We start from the raw sequence: 16550 nt of genomic DNA on the forward strand, positions 1-16550 counted from the left end.
ACGACCCGGCGCCTTGTTTGACATGGCTGTTCTGAATCGCCTGGGAGAGGCCCATGAAACTATTGGTTGTCGAAGACGAAGCGCTGTTGCGTCATCACCTGCAAACCCGTCTCACCGACAGCGGGCATGTGGTGCAGGCCGTGGCCAATGCCGAAGAAGCCTTGTACCAGGTCTGCGAATTCAATCATGACCTGGCGGTGATCGACCTGGGCCTGCCGGGCATCAGCGGCCTGGAACTGATTCGCCGCCTGCGCTCCCAGGACAAGTCCTTCCCGATCCTGATCCTGACCGCCCGCGGCAATTGGCAGGACAAGGTCGAAGGCCTCGCCGCCGGGGCCGACGACTACGTGGTCAAGCCTTTTCAGTTCGAAGAACTGGAGGCCCGGCTCAACGCCCTGCTGCGCCGGTCCAGCGGGTTCACCCAATCGACGATCGTCGCCGGTCCGTTGCAGCTGGACCTCAACCGCAAGCAGGCGTCCCTCGGTGAAGAACCGCTGGCGCTGACGGCCTACGAGTACCGCATCCTCGAATACCTGATGCGCCATCACCAGCAAGTGGTTGCCAAGGACCGCTTGATGGAACAGCTGTACCCGGATGACGAGGAGCGCGATCCCAATGTCATCGAAGTACTGGTCGGGCGCCTGCGCCGCAAACTCGAAGCCCCGGCCGGCTTCAAGCCGATCGACACCGTGCGGGGCCTGGGTTACCTGTTCAACGAGCGCTGCCAGTGATCCGTTCGCTTCGACTGCGCTTGATGCTGGCCGCCATGACCTTGGCGGTGCTGTTCATGCTGGCGTTGTTGCCGGCGATGCAAGGCGCGTTCAGCCTGGCCTTGCAGGAATCCATCGAGCAACGCCTGGCCTCGGATGTGACCACGCTGATATCCGCCGCCCGGGTGGAAAACAATCGACTGAAAATGCCGGCGCAGTTGCCGGACGAGCGATACAACCTCGCCGATGCGCGCCTGCTGGGCTACATCTATGACCGGGAGGGACGGCTGGTCTGGCGGTCGAAGGCGACCCAGGAAGAACGCATCAATTACTCGCCACGCTATGACGGGCAGGGCAACCAGTTCGCGCGTATCCGCGAGGACAACGGCCAGGAGTTCTTCGTCTATGACGTCGAGGTCAAGCTGCTGGGCGGCCAGAGCGCGGCGTTCAGTATCGTTACCCTGCAGCCGGTGCGCGATTATGAAATCACCTTGCAAGGGCTGCGGGACAATCTTTACCTGGGGTTTGGTGCTGCCCTGCTGGTATTGCTGGCGCTGTTGTGGATCGGCCTGACCTGGGGCTTGCGCGCCTTGCGACGCCTGAGCCAGGAGCTGGATGAAATCGAAGCCGGCACCCGCGAAAGCCTCAGCACCGCCCATCCCCGTGAGCTGTTGCGCCTGACCGGCTCCCTCAACCGCCTGCTGCACAGCGAGCGCGAGCAGCGCAGCCGTTATCGGGACTCCCTCGATGACTTGGCCCACAGCTTGAAAACCCCCCTGGCGGTACTGCAAGGTGTCAGCGAAGACATGGCCCGGCGGCCGCAGGATCGTGGTCAGGCTTGGGTGCTGCAAACCCAGATCGAACGCATGAGCCAGCAGATCGGCTATCAGTTGCAGCGCGCCAGCCTGCGTAAAAGCGGCCTGGTGCGCCACCAGGTGCCCTTGCGCCCGGTCCTGCAAAGCCTGTGCGACACCCTCGACAAGGTCTACCGGGACAAACGCGTGCACGTCGAATTCGATTTGCCGGAGCATTGCCAGGTGCCAATCGAACAAGGCGCGCTGCTGGAAATGCTCGGCAACCTCTTGGAGAACGCCTACCGGCTATGCCTGGGGGAAGTCCGGGTCAGCATGCACCAGACCCTCGGTGGTACGGAGTTGAGCGTCGAGGACGATGGCCCGGGCGTGCCGCCGGACCAGCGTGCACGGATTCTCCAGCGAGGCGAAAGGCTGGATCGCCAGCATCCGGGGCAGGGGATCGGGTTGGCGGTGGTCAAGGACATCATCGAAAGCTACGGCGCGCGGTTGACCTTGGGGGATTCGGAATTGGGCGGGGCGGCATTCCGGATTCATTTTCCGGTGGTTTGATTGGAGATTTCGGATGTCTGCGGGCTCCCTCGCCACGGGAACCGGTACATGCAGCAAAGAAGCTGGATGTCCCCACTCAGTTTTCCTGCTCCCGATAAGCTCCCGGCGTCAACCCCGTCCACTTCTTGAACGCCCGATGAAACGCCGACGGCTCGGAGAACCCCAACTGCTCGGCAATCTGCTGCAACGATAGGTCCGCGCGCCCCAAATGGTAGATGGCGATATCCCGCCGCAACTGATCCTTGAGCTCCTGGAAGCTGGTGCCTTCTTCGCGAAGATGCCGGCGCAGCGTCTGGGCGCTGGTATGCAGATGCGCGGCGACGGTGTCCAGGTCGGGCCAGCGCGCCGTGTCGCGGCTGAGCAGGCGACGCAGTTGGCTGGTCAGGCTGTGGCCGTCGTCCGGGCGCGACAGCAGGTCTGCAGGGGAGCGTTCGAGAAAATACTTGAGGGTTCGCTCGTCCTGCAGCAACGGCATTTCCAAGTAACGCCCATGGAACAATACGCTGCTGCGGCGGGCCTCGAATACCAGTGAGCAAGGGAACAGTAGGTCGTATTCCGCGCCATGGCTGGGCTTGGCATAGCTGAAGGTCGCCTGTTCCAGGCCGATTCGCTGGCCGATCAGCCAACTGCCGAGGCGATGCCAGATGACCAGCAGGCTTTCAGCCAGGAAGTGATCGGGGTCGCGCAGCGTCGATTCGTCCAGGCTCAACCGTACCCGGTCGCCTTCGGTTTCCAGGGTCAGGCTCGGCGCATCGGGAAACAGGCTGTAGAACAACAAGCCGCGCTGCAGGGCTTTGCCCAGGGTCCGACAATGAATCAACGTGTGGCACATCATGGCAAACGTCCCGGGTTTACTCGGGGCCTGGCCAAATCCCAGGAATTCATCGCCCAAATCCGCCCATAACGCCTGCAACAGGCGGGCGAACTGCTCTGGGGCGATTCGCGCTCGCGGTTCATCTAGCAGTTCCGGGCTGATGCCCAATCGTTGCAGCAAAGGAAGGTAGTCAAACCCTTCCCGGCGCGCCCCGCCCAGGGCTGCGCGGGCGAAGTGGCTGGCAATGGTGCGTTGGCGCATGGCTCAAATCCGTCCGTTAAGCGGGCGATGGTAGCAGGGCGTCCGAGCTGGACAAGGCGGATATCCGCCAAATCCAGGAGCGAGAAACCGCGTCTTGGCGGATATCCGCCATCCTTCGCCACCTGTTTAATCGACGACGAATAAACAAAAGCGTGATGCGACGCGGGCTGTAGGGCATTTCTTAAAAATGGCACGGGCCTTGCGATGCCCTGTGCAGGTCTGCCGCGTGCAGCCGACAAAACAAATCCCTCCAGTGCAGGAGGGTTCGCAATTGAGGTGTCGTGGACAACAGGTGGATGTTGTCACACGGGACTCTTGAGGAAAGTTTGCCATGACGACTCGTCAGCCCCTGTACAAATCCCTGTATTTCCAGGTGATCGTAGCCATTGCCATCGGCATTTTGCTCGGCCACTTCTACCCGCAGACCGGCGTTGCCCTCAAGCCGTTCGGTGACGGGTTCATCAAGTTGATCAAAATGGTCATCGCCCCGATCATCTTCTGTACCGTCGTCAGCGGCATCGGCGGCATGCAGAACATGAAGTCGGTGGGCAAGACCGGCGGCTACGCGCTGCTGTACTTTGAAATCGTCTCCACCATTGCCCTGCTGATCGGCCTGGTCGTGGTCAACGTCGTGCAACCGGGCGCCGGCATGCACATCGACGTAACGACCCTGGACACCAGCAAGATCGCCGGCTTCATCAATGCCAGTAAAGACCAGAGCATTGTTGCCTTCATCCTCAACGTGATCCCGAACACCATCGTCGGTGCGTTCGCCAACGGTGACATCCTGCAAGTGCTGATGTTCTCGGTGCTCTTCGGTTTCGCCCTGCATCGCCTGGGTTCCTACGGCAAACCGGTGCTGGATTTCATCGACCGTTTCGCCCACGTGATGTTTATCATCATCAACATGATCATGAAGCTGGCCCCGATCGGTGCGTTCGGTGCCATGGCCTTCACCATCGGCGCCTACGGTGTCGGTTCGCTGGTGCAACTGGGCCAGCTGATGATCTGCTTCTACATCACTTGCGTAGTGTTCGTGCTGGTGGTGCTGGGCGCCATCTGCCGTGCCCACGGCTTCAGCGTGGTCAAGCTGATTCGCTACATCCGTGAAGAACTGCTGATCGTGCTGGGTACCTCTTCTTCTGAATCGGCCCTGCCACGCATGCTGATCAAGATGGAGCGCCTGGGCGCCAAGAAATCCGTGGTGGGCCTGGTTATCCCGACTGGCTACTCGTTCAACCTCGACGGTACTTCGATCTACCTGACCATGGCTGCGGTGTTCATCGCTCAGGCCACCGACACCCCGATGGACCTGACTCACCAGATCACCCTGTTGCTGGTACTGCTGCTGTCGTCCAAGGGGGCTGCCGGCGTAACCGGTAGTGGCTTCATCGTGCTGGCGGCCACGCTGTCGGCCGTGGGTACCTTGCCGGTTGCCGGCCTGGCGCTGATCCTGGGTATCGACCGCTTCATGTCCGAAGCCCGCGCCCTGACCAACCTGGTGGGTAACGCCGTCGCCACGATCGTGGTTGCCAAGTGGGTCAAGGAGCTGGACGAAGACCAGTTGCAGACCGAACTGGCTTCCGGTGGTCGCGGTATCGCCGACGTGCGCGAAGACGACGACGCGGTTGCCGCGCCAGAAAGCGCTCTGCCAACCAAGTAAGCTTCAGCCTGAATGAAAAACCCGCTTCGGCGGGTTTTTTATTGGGCGCAATCTTGAGATGAACATGCTTCCGTGGCGAGGGGATAAATCCCCTCGCCACAGGTTTTTCCATCAGCCATCGAGCACAATTGTCAGCCCAAACGCTACCTCTGGTGATTGCTCCGCCGCCAGCCCCTGCCTAGTCTTGGATGCATATCAACGCGGAGATCTTCCATGCAAGGTCCACTGGCATCGCTCAAGGTACTGGATTTCTCGACCCTGCTGCCGGGGCCGTTCGCCTCGCTGTTGCTGGCGGACATGGGGGCCGAGGTGCTGAGGATCGAATCGCCAGAGCGTCCGGATCTGCTGCGGATCCTGCCGCCCCATGACCAAGGCGTCTCTGCCAGCCATGCGTATCTCAACCGCAACAAGCGCAGCCTGGCCCTGGACCTCAAGCAACCGGCGGCGCTGGAAATCATCCAACAGCTACTGAACGACCATGACATCCTCCTGGAACAGTTCCGCCCCGGCGTGATGGAACGGTTGGGCTTGGGCTATGAAGCCTTGAAGGCGATCAATCCGAGGCTGATTTATGTCTCGATTACTGGCTACGGCCAGACCGGTCCTTACAAGGCGCGCGCCGGCCACGACATCAATTACCTGGCCCTGGCGGGTTTGGCGAGCCACACCGGCCGTGCCGGCAGCGGCCCGTTGCCGCTGGGGATCCAGGCGGCGGACATCGCTGGCGGTTCATTGCACGGGGTCATCGGGCTTTTGGCGGCGGTGATCGCCCGTCAGCAGACCGGGCTGGGCCAGCACCTGGATGTGAGCATGACCGACTGCGCCTTCAGCCTCAACGCACTGGCCGGCGCCGGTTACCTGGCTTGCGGTGTGACGCCCGGGTGGGAAAACCATGTGCTCAACGGCGGCAGCTTCTATGACTATTACCGCAGCCGTGATGGTCGATGGATGTCGGTGGGCAGCCTGGAGCCGGCCTTCATGCAGGCGCTCTGCGAGGCGCTGGGGCGACCGGAGCTGGCGGCCCAAGGGCTTTCGCCCAAGCCTGAACAGCAAAAAGCCCTCAAGCAGGCTCTGCAAGCCGAGTTCGAGAAACATGATTTTGCCGAGCTGTGCAGCTTGTTTGCCGGGATTGATGCCTGCGTCGAGCCGGTGCTGGGGCTGGACGAGGCGCTTGAACATCCCCACTTGAAGGCTCGGGCACTGGTCACCCAAGTGCCCCGTGGCGATGGTTCGAGACAGCCGCAGATTGCGTGTCCCGTGAAGTTTTCCGAAGGGCTGCCCGAGCCGCGGCATATCGGCGCGAGGTTGGGGGCGCATACGGATCAGGTGTTAAGGGCGTTGGGGTTCAGTGATGAGCGGATTGCCCAGTTGCGCGATGCAAAGGTGATTTTGTAGGGCCGGCCCAGACACCACAAAAACCTGCTATTCCACCCTGGTCTCGCCACTGAACACCAAGGTATTGCGGCAACTGCGGCACAAATACCGCCGCCCCTGGCGCACCAGGCGGTGGCGTTGCGCCGTGAATGGGAAATCGCTGCCGTCGCAAGGGCATCTATAGATATAGCGGGTCGCGGTGCGGCGCTTGATCTCGTAGGTGTGGCAACGGTTGGGCGGCAGCTCGTAGACCCCACGCATGATCAGTTGCCATTCTTCACCATGGGCCTGGATGCGGTCGCCGAACAGTTGGTGGGCGATCAGGTGCGCGACCTCGTGGGCCACCGTCTGTTTGAGAAAGTCCTCGGCGTTTTCCTGGTACAGCTGAGGATTGAAGCGCAGCAGGTTTTCGTGAAGGTGCGCGACACCGGCCTTCTGGCCACGCAACTTGAGGCTGACCACCGGGCGTTTGAAAGGACGTTTGAAAAAGGATTCGGCTTGTTGGTAACACTCTTCGACGCGGGTATTGAGTTGCTCGAGCATGCTTTACGGGTCTCCAGAAAGGCGAGTATGCCGCAAGCGCTGGCCGTTGCGAATCGTCGAGGCGCCCAATGGTCGTCTCGACGGGTCCAGATACAGAGTAAGGCCGCCTTGCGGCGGCCTGTGGTGGCAGATCGTTTGTTGTTGGAGAACCTCAATCCTTCAATTGGTGTAGACCGGACCAACGCCCAGTCCCCAGACAATCACGGTGAACGCCATGATAGCCACCAGCACGACCAGGCCGACGGCGAGCACCGAGCTGGAAAACAGAAAGCCTTCGTCCTGGGGAATGTTCATGAACGTCGGCAGGCCCACGTACAACAGATAGACCGTGTAGCAGATCGCTGCGGTGCCGACGATCATCCCCAGCCACATATGGGGATAGAGCGCCGCCAGGCCGCCGATGAACAGCGGTGTCGCGGTGTAGGTGGCAAACGCGACGCAGCGGGCCAGGCTCGGGTTGGCGTCATAGGTGCGTGCCATCCAGTGGATGAACGCCCCCATCACCGCCACGCCGCCCAGCATCGCCAGGTACGACATGATGGTCATCCACAGCGCGCTTTCCTGGGTGAGCATGACCGGTGGACGATTGCCGATGACCCATCCCACCTGCGTGGTGCCGATGAACGCCGATACTGCGGGGATCGCCGCAAGGATCAGCGTGTGGGTGAGGTACATGTGGCTGATGCTTTCCTCCTGATCGCCACGGATTTCCTTCCATTCTTGATCAGGGTGGGTAAAGAGCCCCACGACATGATGGATCATAGTCAGTCACTCCTTTGTTATTGCCATCGCCCCCCAACGGAGCGCCTACGGGCCAAGTGGCCGGGTAAGTTAAGGTCTGTAAGTGTGTGCGACCTTATGCCGCAGTATAGAAAGGAGTGGGCGTCAAGGGGATGGGCGGCTTAGAGCAAATCGCGCTGTAACGAAGCGGGTTAATCGCGGCGTGATCTGTGCGCAGGTCCTGGGATCGGGAAAATCTCGTGGCGAGGGAGCTTGCTCCCGCTCGGCTGCGAAGCAGACGCCAGGATACGAGACGTCGTGGGGCCGCTGCGCAGCCCAGCGGGAGCAAGCTCCCTCGCCACAAAGGGCCGTGCCATGGCGGGGATTTTTTGCGTAAAATGCCCGCCTTTCGTCACATCTCACGGATTTCGCGTCATGGGCACTCTTACGGTCAACCAGAACAAACTGCAAAAGCGCCTGCGCCGCCTGGCCGGTGAGGCGGTCGCCGACTACAACATGATCGAGGACGGCGACAAGGTCATGGTCTGCCTGTCCGGCGGCAAGGACAGCTACACCTTGCTCGACGTGCTGATGCATTTGCAGAAGGTTGCACCGATCAAGTTCGAGATCGTCGCGGTGAACATGGACCAGAAGCAGCCCGGGTTCCCGGAGCATGTGCTGCCGGCCTACCTGAAGTCGCTGGGCGTTGAATACCATATCGTCGAGAAAGACACCTATTCGGTGGTCAAGGAGCTGATTCCCGAAGGCAAGACCACCTGCTCGCTGTGCTCGCGCCTGCGCCGCGGAACGCTCTACACCTTCGCCGACGAGATCGGCGCGACCAAGATGGCCCTGGGTCATCACCGCGACGACATCGTCGAGACCTTCTTCCTCAACATGTTCTACAACGGCTCGCTCAAGGCCATGCCGCCCAAGCTGCGGGCCGACGACGGGCGCAACGTGGTGATCCGCCCGTTGGCCTATTGCAATGAGAAAGACATCCAGGCCTATTCCGATTTCAAGCAGTTCCCGATCATCCCCTGCAACCTGTGCGGCTCCCAGGAAAACCTGCAGCGCCAGGTGGTCAAGGAAATGCTGCAGGAATGGGAGCGCAAGACCCCGGGGCGTACCGAGAGCATTTTCCGGGGCCTGCAGAACGTCATCCCATCGCAACTGGCGGATCGCAATCTGTTCGATTTCACCAACCTGCGCATCGACGAAAACGCCACGCCGCGATTCGTCAATGTGGTGAACCTCTGACGGTCTCAGCGATAGCTATTCACGGCGCTTGAGGGCGCCGTTTATATTTTTGACCCATAGGAGAGGGCATGCGCGATTACAAGTGGCTGCACGAGTATTGTCTGAACCGCTTCGGTTCGGCGGCTGAACTGGAAGCCCACCTGCCTGTACCCAGGACCCCGGCGCAACTGCGCAAGATCAGCGACGACCGCTACCTCTCGACCATGGCGCTGCGAGTGTTTCGGGCCGGGCTCAAGCACAGCCTGGTGGACGCCAAGTGGCCGGCGTTCGAAGAGGTGTTCTTCAAGTTCGATCCGGAGAAAGTCGTGCTGATGAGCGCCGAGCACCTGGAGCGACTGATGCAGGATGCGCGAATCATCCGCCACCTGGGCAAGCTCAAGAGCGTGCCGCGCAACGCGCAGTTGATCTTGGACGTGGCCTATGAAAAAGGCAGCTTCGGCGCGTTGATCGCCGACTGGCCGGTGACCGATATCGTCGGCCTGTGGACCTACCTGAAAAAACACGGCCATCAACTGGGGGGCCTGTCGGCACCGCGTTTCCTGCGGATGATGGGCAAGGACACGTTCGTGCCCAGTTACGACGTCGTAGCGGCGCTCAACGCCCAGGACATCATCGACAAGGTTCCCACCAGCCTGCGGGACCTGGCGACGGTGCAGAGTGCCTTCAACCAGTGGCATGAAGAAAGTGGTGGGCGGCCGATGTCACAGATTTCGATGATGCTGGCTTACACCGTCAATCATTGAGACCGCGTCGCGCCCATCGCGAGCAAGCTCGCTCCCACACTTGATCTTTGGTGTTCACAAAACCCCTGTGGGAGCGAGCTTGCTCCGGGCGGCGATCCGACGATGGCGGCCTATCAGGCGACGGAGATCTCTCCCTCGCCCGCCAGCCGCCGATTCAACTGAAACCGCCAGCGCACATACAGCAACGCCGAGCAGAACACCGCAACGCTCGCTGCCATTTCCAGCAAGCCGAACACATGCCGGTTCGGATCGTAGGCGGCCAGCGCTCCCTTGATGAAATAGAGATTGACCACGAAGCACATCCAGGAATGCCCGCGTGGACTGCCGCTGAGCATGCCCGGCGCGAGGATGAGCAGAGGCACCAACTCGATCAGCAAGATGACCCACGGGCGCGCGCCGTGCAGGTCGGCGATCAGCAGGTAATACGCGCTGAGCAACCCCACTAAACCGAAAAAGCACAGCAGGCTCAGCACACGGGCAATGCGTACGCGCGGTTCCAGCCATTGGATGGGCGGCAAGATTTTCGGCTTCTTAGCCACGGCCGTTCTCCAGTAGCAGGGCGGTTTTCGCCAGGCGCAGGCCCAAGGCCCGGCACAGCTCGACTTCATGCGTGTTCAAGCCGCTTTTACCGTCGGCGCCGGCGTGATGGCTCGGGCCATAGGGCGTACCGCCACCCTGGGTGTCGATCAGGGCCGATTCGCTGTACGGCAGGCCGGTAATCAGCATGCCGTGATGCAGCAGTGGCAGCATCATCGACAACAGCGTGGTTTCCTGGCCACCATGCAGGCTCGCGGTGGAGGTAAACACACCGGCCGGCTTGCCCACGAGGGCGCCGGTCAGCCACAGGTTGCTGGTGCCGTCGAGGAAGTACTTGAGCGGCGCGGCCATGTTGCCGAAGCGGGTCGGGCTGCCCAGGGCCAGGCCGGCACAGTTCTTCAGGTCATCGAGCGTGGCGTAGAGCGGGCCCTGCTCAGGAATATCCGGGGACACCGCTTCGCATTCGGTAGAAATCGCCGGCACCGTGCGCAACCTGGCTTCCAGCCCGGCTTGTTCGACGCCACGGGCAATTTGCCTGGCCATTTCGTTGGTGGAGCCGCTGCGGCTGTAATACAACACCAGGATGTACGGTGTGGTCACGGCAGGATCTCCAGGATCTTTTCCGGTGGACGGCCAATCACGGCTCTGTCACCGGCTTCGAGGATTGGCCGTTCCATGAGCTTCGGGTGGGCAACGATGGCATCAATCAAGTCGTCCTGGCTCAGGCTCTGGTCAGCCAGGTCCAGGGTTTTGTATTCGTCCTCGCCGGTGCGCAGCAGTTGCCGCGCACTGATGCCGAGCTTGCCCAACAAGCGCTTCAGCTGCGCGGCATCGAGCGGGGTTTCCAGATAACGAACCACGGTGGGCGCCAGGCCACGGGCCTCCAACAGTTCCAGCGCACCGCGGGATTTCGAGCAGCGCGGGTTGTGATAAAGCGTCAGATCGGTCATGAGCAGGTCGCATCTTGCGTAAGGTGGCGGCTATTCTACTGTGCAGCGCCGCGCCTAGCACCTGATGGTCGGCCAGCGTTCATATTTCAGACAAGGATCGACACATGACAAGGCGATTGGCGGCGGCACTGACATTCATCGGCATTTTGTTGCTCGCCGGCTGCGGAAACGACTACGGGGTTGATCAGAACGGCCAGCCGATTGCTTCGCAACGGTTGGACAAACAATGGGTGGTCCTCAACTACTGGGCCGAATGGTGCGCACCCTGCCGCACTGAGATTCCGGAATTCAATGCGCTGGCCGAACAGCTCAAGGGACGCAACGTGGGCGTGTTTGGTGTCAATTTCGACCAGGTGCAGGGCGAAGAACTCAAGAGCGCCAGCGACAAGATGGGGATTCGCTTCAGTGTGCTGGCCCAGGACCCGGCCGAAATCTTCGATATTCCTCGCAGCGAAGGATTGCCGGTGACGTACATCATCGACAACCAGGGCAAGGTGCGCGAGCAACTGCTGGGCGAGCAGACGGCGGCCGCGGTGATGGCGAAGCTCGAGGCGTTGCAGGCGCTGAAATAGCGGGATTTTGGGGCGAGGGTGCAAGCTCCCTCGCCCCTGCTTGGTCAGGCCAGGCCTCAGCCTTCCTCCAGCCACCAACGCAGCGGCTTGCCCTGGGCCGGCCAGAACCGCATCTGCTCGATGGGGGAGACGTCCCAGCGCTCGACCTTCTCCAGCGCCTGCAAGAAACGCGTCTCCTGCTCCATGACCGCCGGGGAACAGAGTTTGCGGGTACTGCCGATCTTGCCGAAACTCAGCCGGTCGCCCTTCAGGGTGTACGGCGCGAACCAGTGGTTGCAGCCGGCATTGCCATAGGCCCGGCCATCATCGCCGAGGGTGATGGTCAGGTGGCTGTAGTCCATCAATGGCCGCTCGCCGATCCATTCAAGGATGTAGCTGCGGTTTTGTTGCAGCTGCACCGGCTCGCTGGCGCAACCCATCAGGCCGACGCCGATCAGTACCGCCAGGACCAGGGATTTCATCAAGCGGCTTCCTGGCATTGAGGGCACAGATGCTTCTCGCCAACCGTTTTCCAACCCAGTTCGGCGATGCGCGCGGTGGCGGCGGGTTTCTGGGCCTTGGTGCCGAGCTTGGCATCGACGGCAAATTCGAAGCTCAATTCCTTGGCGCAGCGGTCGCAATTGACCTGCCAGGTGTGGATCGCCAGCTCGCCGAACACCGGACCGGTGGTCATGGCGGTCCACTGGCCCATCGGCTTGAGCAAATGGCGGACGGTGTCCACGGTCAGGCGCATGGACAGGTCCTTGCTGCCCTTGAGGGTCACGAGCAATACGTCGTTGGCCTGGATCGAACCGCCATTGCCGGTGACCTGGTAACGGCCCGGCGCCAGTGCGCGGACCTCGGTCAAGGTGTGCTGTGGGTTCATCAGGGTGTAGCGAAAATCGTGTTCGGCCATGGGTCCTCCAAATAGGCGCGACATGCTAGCACGGGGCATGGCTTGGGCATGGACTCGATGAAAGGTTGGCCGACGAAATCCCTCCCAGGGGGGTTAGTTGTCCACCAGGTTCTGAGGTGCGCCAGCTGCCCAGGCCGCAATGTTGTCCAAAGTGGTGGCGGCAATCGCCGCCAATGCTTCCCGAGTCAGGAACGCCTGGTGGGCGGTGACCATAACGTTGGGGAAGGTCAGCAGCCGCGCCAGTACGTCATCCTGCAAAGGCAGGTTGGAGCGGTCCTCAAAGAACAGCTGGGCCTCTTCCTCATAGACGTCGAGTCCCAGGTAGCCGAGCTGACCGCTCTTTAGCGCCTCGATCAATGCCGGCGTGTCCACCAGGCCGCCACGGCCGGTGTTGATCAACATCGCGCCGCGCTGCATGGTTTCCAGGGAACGGGCATTGATCAGGTGCCGGCTCTGTTCCTTGAGCGGGCAGTGCAGGCTGACGATTTGCGCGTGCGCCAGCAAATCTTCCAAGGACACGTAGCGAGCGCCAAGGGCCTCGACCCGGGGATTGGGGAACGGATCGTACGCCAGCAACTGGCAGCCGAAACCGGCCATGATCCGGGCGAAGGTCGCGCCGATCTGGCCCGTGCCGACCACCCCCACGGTCTTGCCCACCAGGTCGAAACCGGTCAACCCGTTGAGGCTGAAGTTGCCATCCCGGGTGCGGTTGCAGGCGCGATGCAGGCATCGGTTGAGGGCCATGATCAGCGCCACGGCGTGTTCGGCCACGGCATGGGGCGAATAGGCCGGTACCCGGACAATGCTCAATCCGAGGCGTTTGGCGGCGGGCAGGTCCACATGGTTGTAGCCGGCCGAACGCAAGGCGATCAGTCGCGTGCCGCCCTCGGCCAGCCGCTCCAGCACCGGGGCGCTCAGGTCGTCGTTGATGAAGGCACAGACCACTTCGTGCCGTTCGGCCAGGGCCACGGTGTCCAGGTTCAGGCGTGCGGGTTGGAACTGCAGCGCCAGGCCAGCGGGCAAAGGCACGTTGCTGAAACTGTCGCGATCATAGCTCTGGCTGCTGAAAAGAATGGCACGCATGACCGCCTCCTGGCGTTGGGATGGAACCAGCGTAGCAGCCCTTGCGCCGGTAACCATTGCCCTGGGTCAGGCGCTGATGCGTGCCTCTTCGGCCAGGCGATCAATGGCGCGCTCCAGATCTTCGAGGGCCGCTGCCGCTTTGGGGTCCTGTTGCTTGAGCAAGGTTTCGCTGCGCTGGCAGGCGGCGCGCAATTGCGGTACGCCGCAATAACGCGTGGCACCGTGCAGGCGATGGACCCGCTCGATCAGTGCATTGTGATCATTGGCTTCGCTGGCCTGGCGAATCGCTTCGCGGTCGGCTTCCAGGGAGGCCAGCAGCATTGCCAGCATGTCCGCGGCCAAGTCGGCCTTGCCGGCGGCCAGGCGCAGGCCTTCTTCGTGATCGAGCACCAGCAGTTCACCGCTGCCATGGATGGCCAGCCCGCGGTCCGACACTTGGTTGCGCAATGCCAAGCCGGTCCATTTGAGCACGACCTGGGCCAACTGCCGCTCGCTGATGGGTTTGGTCAGATAGTCATCCATGCCGCTTTGCAGCAAGGCACGTTTCTCGTTGGCCATGGCGTGGGCGGTGAGGGCGACAATCGGCAGCGGCGTGCAGTGCCGCTCGCTTTCCCACTGACGGATTGCCTCGGTGGTCTGGCGACCGTCCATGCCAGGCATCTGCACGTCCATCAAGACCAGGTCGAAGGTTTCCTTTTGCACGGCCTTGACCGCGGCATAGCCGCTTTCCACCGCCAGCACTCGCGCGCCCATGTCTTCGAGCAGGGTTTGCACCAGCAACAGGTTGGCCGGGTTGTCGTCCACGCACAGTACTTTCGGGGCGCGGCTGGGCGCCGGTTCGCTGGGTTCGTTGCGCGGTGGACGCGGGTTGACCAGATCGGAAAGCGAGCGCCGCAACTTGCGCGTGCAGGCCGGCTTGGCCTGCAACTGGCTGTGGGGGTTGGGAACGGAGAGGTGATACAGCGTCTGCTCGGTGGTCGGGCAGAGCACGAGGACCTTGCAGCCCAGGTGTTCGAGGTCCCAGATGTGCTGGTTGAGACGCTCCGGTGGCACCTCATTGCTGGTAACGCCCAGCACCGCCAGATCGATGGCCTGGTCGGTCTGGTGAGCAACCGTGACCCCGTTGGTCAGGTTTTCCAATGTGTTGAACGGCGTGACTTGCAGCCCACAATCTTCTAGCTGGTGCTGCAAGGCCTGGCGGGCCAATTCGTGATTTTCCAGGACGGCCACGCGTCGGCCCAGCAGCGGCGGCCCCGGCAGGTCCTCGGCATCATCGCGGGTCTTGGGCAGGCGCACGCTGATCCAGAACTCGGAACCTTCGCCCGGGGTGCTGTCCACGCCGATCTCGCCGCCCATTTGTTCCACCAGCCGCTTGGAAATCACCAAGCCCAGGCCGGTGCCACCGGGTTGCCGGGACAAGGAGTTGTCGGCCTGGCTGAACGCCTGGAAAAGCGCCCGTACGTCCTGGGCGGAGAGGCCAATACCGGTGTCCTGGATGCTGATGCGCAATTGCACGCTGTCTTCGTGTTCTTCCTCCAGCATGGCGCGAGCGACGATGGTGCCTTCACGGGTGAACTTGATCGCGTTGCTCACAAGGTTGGTGAGGATCTGCTTGAGGCGCAGCGGATCGCCTACCAGGGACAACGGTGTGTCGCGATAGACCAGGCTCACCAGTTCCAACTGCTTGGCGTGGGCGGCGGGGGCGAGGATGGTCAAGGTGTCTTGCAACAGGTCCCGCAAGTTGAACGGGATGTTGTCGAGCACCAGCTTGCCGGCCTCGATCTTCGAAAAATCGAGGATCTCATTGATGATCCCAAGCAGGCTGTCGGCGGATTTTTCGATGGTACCCAGGTAGTCGAGCTGGCGTGGAGTCAGTTCGCTTTTCTGCAATAGATGAGTGAAACCGAGGATACCGTTGAGCGGTGTGCGGATCTCATGGCTCATGTTCGCCAGGAATTCGGATTTGATCCGGCTCGCTTCCAGGGCCTCCTTGCGGGCCAGGTCCAGCTCGATGTTCTGGATTTCGATGGTTTCCAGGTTCTGGCGCACATCCTCGGTGGCCTGGTCGATGCTGTGCTGCAATTCTTCCTGGGCGTTCTGCAACGTGCCGGCCATGCGATTGATGCCCGACGCCAATTCGTCCAGCTCCTGGCTGCCCAACGGCGGCAAGCGGGTTTCCAGGTGGCCGTCCTTGAGCTGCGCCACGGCTTGCTTGATCTGGCTCAGCGGGCGGTTGATCGTGCGGCCCATGCGCAGGGCCAGCAGCGCGGTCAGGCACAAGCCGGCGGCGATCAACAGCAGGCTGGCAAACAGGCTGCGATAACCACGCAGCAACATGCCGCTGTGGGACAACTCCAGCTCGACCCAGCCGAGCAGGCGGTCGGCTTCTTCGGGAATCAGTTCGCCGGCCAGGTTGCGGTGCTTGCCGAACACCGGCAGCAAGTAACGGGTGGCATCGTTGCCGGTACGTTGCAGCAGTTGGGTACTGTTGCCCTCCGGTGCCCGGTTGAGCATGGTCGGGCCGGCATGGGCCAGTGGCGCGCGGTCGGGGGCCAGGAAGGTCACGGCGCGTACATCCGTTTGCTCGAGAGACTGGGTGGCGACTCGCTCCAGCAGTTCGATGTCCTGGCGGCTCAGCGCAGGTGCGACCAGCGGTGCCAACTGCTCGGCGATCATCTCGCCCCGTTGCAGTAACTGGGCGTGCAGGTCCGATTGCTGCATCCAAGTGAAATAGCCGCCCAGGACCAGCGCCATCAGGCTGGTCGGCAACAGGGTCAGCAACAGGACGCGGCCTTTGATTCCCAGTTTCTTGAGCACACTTGTCTCCTGCATCCAGCGGTTTTATTGAGCTTTGCGCGCATCCGGCACGCAATACCTGCGCAGTGTAGCGACTTGCGGGCGAGCCTTCTCCGTAAAAATCATGTCGCCGTGCATCTGGGCGCCGGGCATTTTGCTGCGCAGACAAGCGGTGCTGGCCTTTGGAATCAATCTTTCAACGACTTGGCAGGAAACATCGAAGCACGTGTCGGCTCTGACTCGCCGTAAGACCGTCGGTCGGGAC

General features: G+C 61.7%; 17 protein-coding genes. 7 read left to right on the forward strand and 10 right to left on the reverse strand.

Annotation, left to right across the window (positions count from 1 at the left end):
• The first annotated feature begins 53 nt into the window (after positions 1 to 53).
• Positions 54 to 731: a response regulator gene (locus tag J3P79_RS07065; RefSeq protein ID WP_434609251.1), complete on the forward strand. Its 678-nt coding sequence runs from the start codon at positions 54 to 56 to the stop codon at positions 729 to 731.
• On the forward strand, positions 728 to 2074 hold the full coding sequence (locus tag J3P79_RS07070) for an ATP-binding protein (protein ID WP_434609252.1): 1347 nt from the start codon (positions 728 to 730) through the stop codon (positions 2072 to 2074). Before J3P79_RS07065 ends, J3P79_RS07070 begins: the two co-directional genes overlap by 4 nt.
• Before the next feature lie 76 nt (positions 2075 to 2150).
• On the opposite strand, the gene J3P79_RS07075 is transcribed toward J3P79_RS07070, so the two are convergent.
• On the reverse strand, positions 2151 to 3149 hold the full coding sequence (locus J3P79_RS07075; protein ID WP_434609253.1) for an AraC family transcriptional regulator: 999 nt from the start codon (positions 3147 to 3149) through the stop codon (positions 2151 to 2153).
• A gap of 331 nt (positions 3150 to 3480) precedes the next feature.
• Between J3P79_RS07075 and J3P79_RS07080 the strand changes: the two genes are divergently transcribed.
• The gene (locus tag J3P79_RS07080; RefSeq protein ID WP_434609254.1) at positions 3481 to 4812 is read left to right on the forward strand and encodes a dicarboxylate/amino acid:cation symporter; all 1332 of its coding nucleotides are present in this window, start codon (positions 3481 to 3483) and stop codon (positions 4810 to 4812) included.
• Positions 4813 to 5025: 213 nt separating this feature from the next.
• Positions 5026 to 6207 (forward strand): CaiB/BaiF CoA transferase family protein, encoded by a 1182-nt coding sequence (locus J3P79_RS07085; RefSeq protein WP_434609256.1) that lies wholly within the window; start codon positions 5026 to 5028, stop codon positions 6205 to 6207.
• Positions 6208 to 6234: 27 nt separating this feature from the next.
• Here J3P79_RS07085 and J3P79_RS07090 read toward each other — a convergent pair whose 3' ends face one another.
• Together J3P79_RS07090 and J3P79_RS07095 are read right to left on the reverse strand one after the other, a co-directional pair.
• Complete coding sequence (locus J3P79_RS07090; protein WP_434609257.1) at positions 6235 to 6729, reverse strand: SprT family zinc-dependent metalloprotease; 495 nt, start codon at positions 6727 to 6729, stop codon at positions 6235 to 6237.
• Between the two features lie 159 nt (positions 6730 to 6888).
• Positions 6889 to 7491: a Yip1 family protein gene (locus J3P79_RS07095; protein ID WP_039591896.1), complete on the reverse strand. Its 603-nt coding sequence runs from the start codon at positions 7489 to 7491 to the stop codon at positions 6889 to 6891.
• 393 nt (positions 7492 to 7884) lie between these two features.
• On the opposite strand from J3P79_RS07095, the gene ttcA reads away from it, so the two are divergent.
• On the forward strand, positions 7885 to 8709 hold the full coding sequence (gene ttcA, locus J3P79_RS07100) for a tRNA 2-thiocytidine(32) synthetase TtcA (RefSeq protein WP_434609259.1): 825 nt from the start codon (positions 7885 to 7887) through the stop codon (positions 8707 to 8709).
• Between the two features lie 68 nt (positions 8710 to 8777).
• Complete coding sequence (locus J3P79_RS07105; protein ID WP_434609261.1) at positions 8778 to 9452, forward strand: DNA-3-methyladenine glycosylase I; 675 nt, start codon at positions 8778 to 8780, stop codon at positions 9450 to 9452.
• 113 nt (positions 9453 to 9565) lie between these two features.
• Here the strand turns inward: J3P79_RS07105 and J3P79_RS07110 are convergent, their stop codons facing one another.
• Genes J3P79_RS07110 through arsC form a run of 3 tightly spaced genes read right to left on the reverse strand, consistent with a single transcriptional unit; the run spans position 9566 to position 10939 of the window.
• Entirely contained in the window at positions 9566 to 9991 is a 426-nt protein-coding gene (locus J3P79_RS07110; protein WP_434609263.1) for a DUF2069 domain-containing protein, read from the reverse strand.
• Positions 9984 to 10589, reverse strand: coding sequence for an NAD(P)H:quinone oxidoreductase (gene wrbA / locus J3P79_RS07115; protein WP_045156686.1), 606 nt, complete (start codon positions 10587 to 10589; stop codon positions 9984 to 9986). Before wrbA ends, J3P79_RS07110 begins: the two co-directional genes overlap by 8 nt.
• Positions 10586 to 10939 (reverse strand): arsenate reductase (glutaredoxin), encoded by a 354-nt coding sequence (arsC, locus tag J3P79_RS07120; RefSeq protein WP_434609265.1) that lies wholly within the window; start codon positions 10937 to 10939, stop codon positions 10586 to 10588. Before arsC ends, wrbA begins: the two co-directional genes overlap by 4 nt.
• Positions 10940 to 11043: 104 nt before the next feature.
• On the opposite strand from arsC, the gene J3P79_RS07125 reads away from it, so the two are divergent.
• Positions 11044 to 11511: a TlpA family protein disulfide reductase gene (locus J3P79_RS07125; protein ID WP_434609267.1), complete on the forward strand. Its 468-nt coding sequence runs from the start codon at positions 11044 to 11046 to the stop codon at positions 11509 to 11511.
• A gap of 56 nt (positions 11512 to 11567) precedes the next feature.
• Here J3P79_RS07125 and J3P79_RS07130 read toward each other — a convergent pair whose 3' ends face one another.
• From J3P79_RS07130 to J3P79_RS07145, 4 genes are all read right to left on the reverse strand, one after another.
• On the reverse strand, positions 11568 to 11972 hold the full coding sequence (locus J3P79_RS07130; protein ID WP_434609269.1) for an META domain-containing protein: 405 nt from the start codon (positions 11970 to 11972) through the stop codon (positions 11568 to 11570).
• Positions 11972 to 12406, reverse strand: coding sequence for a hypothetical protein (locus J3P79_RS07135; protein ID WP_434609270.1), 435 nt, complete (start codon positions 12404 to 12406; stop codon positions 11972 to 11974). The genes J3P79_RS07130 and J3P79_RS07135 overlap by 1 nt, the downstream gene beginning before the upstream one ends.
• A gap of 93 nt (positions 12407 to 12499) precedes the next feature.
• Positions 12500 to 13489 carry a 2-hydroxyacid dehydrogenase gene (locus J3P79_RS07140; RefSeq protein WP_434609272.1) on the reverse strand — a complete coding sequence of 330 codons (990 nt, stop codon included), beginning with the start codon at positions 13487 to 13489 and terminating at the stop codon, positions 12500 to 12502.
• Between the two features lie 66 nt (positions 13490 to 13555).
• Positions 13556 to 16306, reverse strand: a complete 2751-nt coding sequence (locus J3P79_RS07145) for a response regulator (protein WP_434609274.1) — start codon at positions 16304 to 16306, stop codon at positions 13556 to 13558.
• Between the last annotated feature and the right edge of the window lie 244 nt (positions 16307 to 16550).

Origin of the sequence: Pseudomonas sp. R1-7, assembly GCF_051132105.1 — a bacterium.
Classification (GTDB): domain Bacteria; phylum Pseudomonadota; class Gammaproteobacteria; order Pseudomonadales; family Pseudomonadaceae; genus Aquipseudomonas.

Excerpts from the sequence above, each read along its gene's own strand:
- J3P79_RS07080 (WP_434609254.1), top strand. The coding sequence starts at position 3,481 with ATGACGACTCGTCAGCCCCTGTACAAATCCCTGTATTTCCAGGTGATC.
- J3P79_RS07125 (WP_434609267.1), top strand. The coding sequence starts at position 11,044 with ATGACAAGGCGATTGGCGGCGGCACTGACATTCATCGGCATTTTGTTG.
- J3P79_RS07075 (WP_434609253.1), bottom strand. The coding sequence starts at position 3,149 with ATGCGCCAACGCACCATTGCCAGCCACTTCGCCCGCGCAGCCCTGGGC.
- ttcA (WP_434609259.1), top strand. The coding sequence starts at position 7,885 with ATGGGCACTCTTACGGTCAACCAGAACAAACTGCAAAAGCGCCTGCGC.
- J3P79_RS07130 (WP_434609269.1), bottom strand. The coding sequence starts at position 11,972 with ATGAAATCCCTGGTCCTGGCGGTACTGATCGGCGTCGGCCTGATGGGT.
- J3P79_RS07105 (WP_434609261.1), top strand. The coding sequence starts at position 8,778 with ATGCGCGATTACAAGTGGCTGCACGAGTATTGTCTGAACCGCTTCGGT.
- J3P79_RS07135 (WP_434609270.1), bottom strand. The coding sequence starts at position 12,406 with ATGGCCGAACACGATTTTCGCTACACCCTGATGAACCCACAGCACACC.
- J3P79_RS07090 (WP_434609257.1), bottom strand. The coding sequence starts at position 6,729 with ATGCTCGAGCAACTCAATACCCGCGTCGAAGAGTGTTACCAACAAGCC.
- J3P79_RS07095 (WP_039591896.1), bottom strand. The coding sequence starts at position 7,491 with ATGATCCATCATGTCGTGGGGCTCTTTACCCACCCTGATCAAGAATGG.
- arsC (WP_434609265.1), bottom strand. The coding sequence starts at position 10,939 with ATGACCGATCTGACGCTTTATCACAACCCGCGCTGCTCGAAATCCCGC.
- J3P79_RS07085 (WP_434609256.1), top strand. The coding sequence starts at position 5,026 with ATGCAAGGTCCACTGGCATCGCTCAAGGTACTGGATTTCTCGACCCTG.
- J3P79_RS07065 (WP_434609251.1), top strand. The coding sequence starts at position 54 with ATGAAACTATTGGTTGTCGAAGACGAAGCGCTGTTGCGTCATCACCTG.
- J3P79_RS07140 (WP_434609272.1), bottom strand. The coding sequence starts at position 13,489 with ATGCGTGCCATTCTTTTCAGCAGCCAGAGCTATGATCGCGACAGTTTC.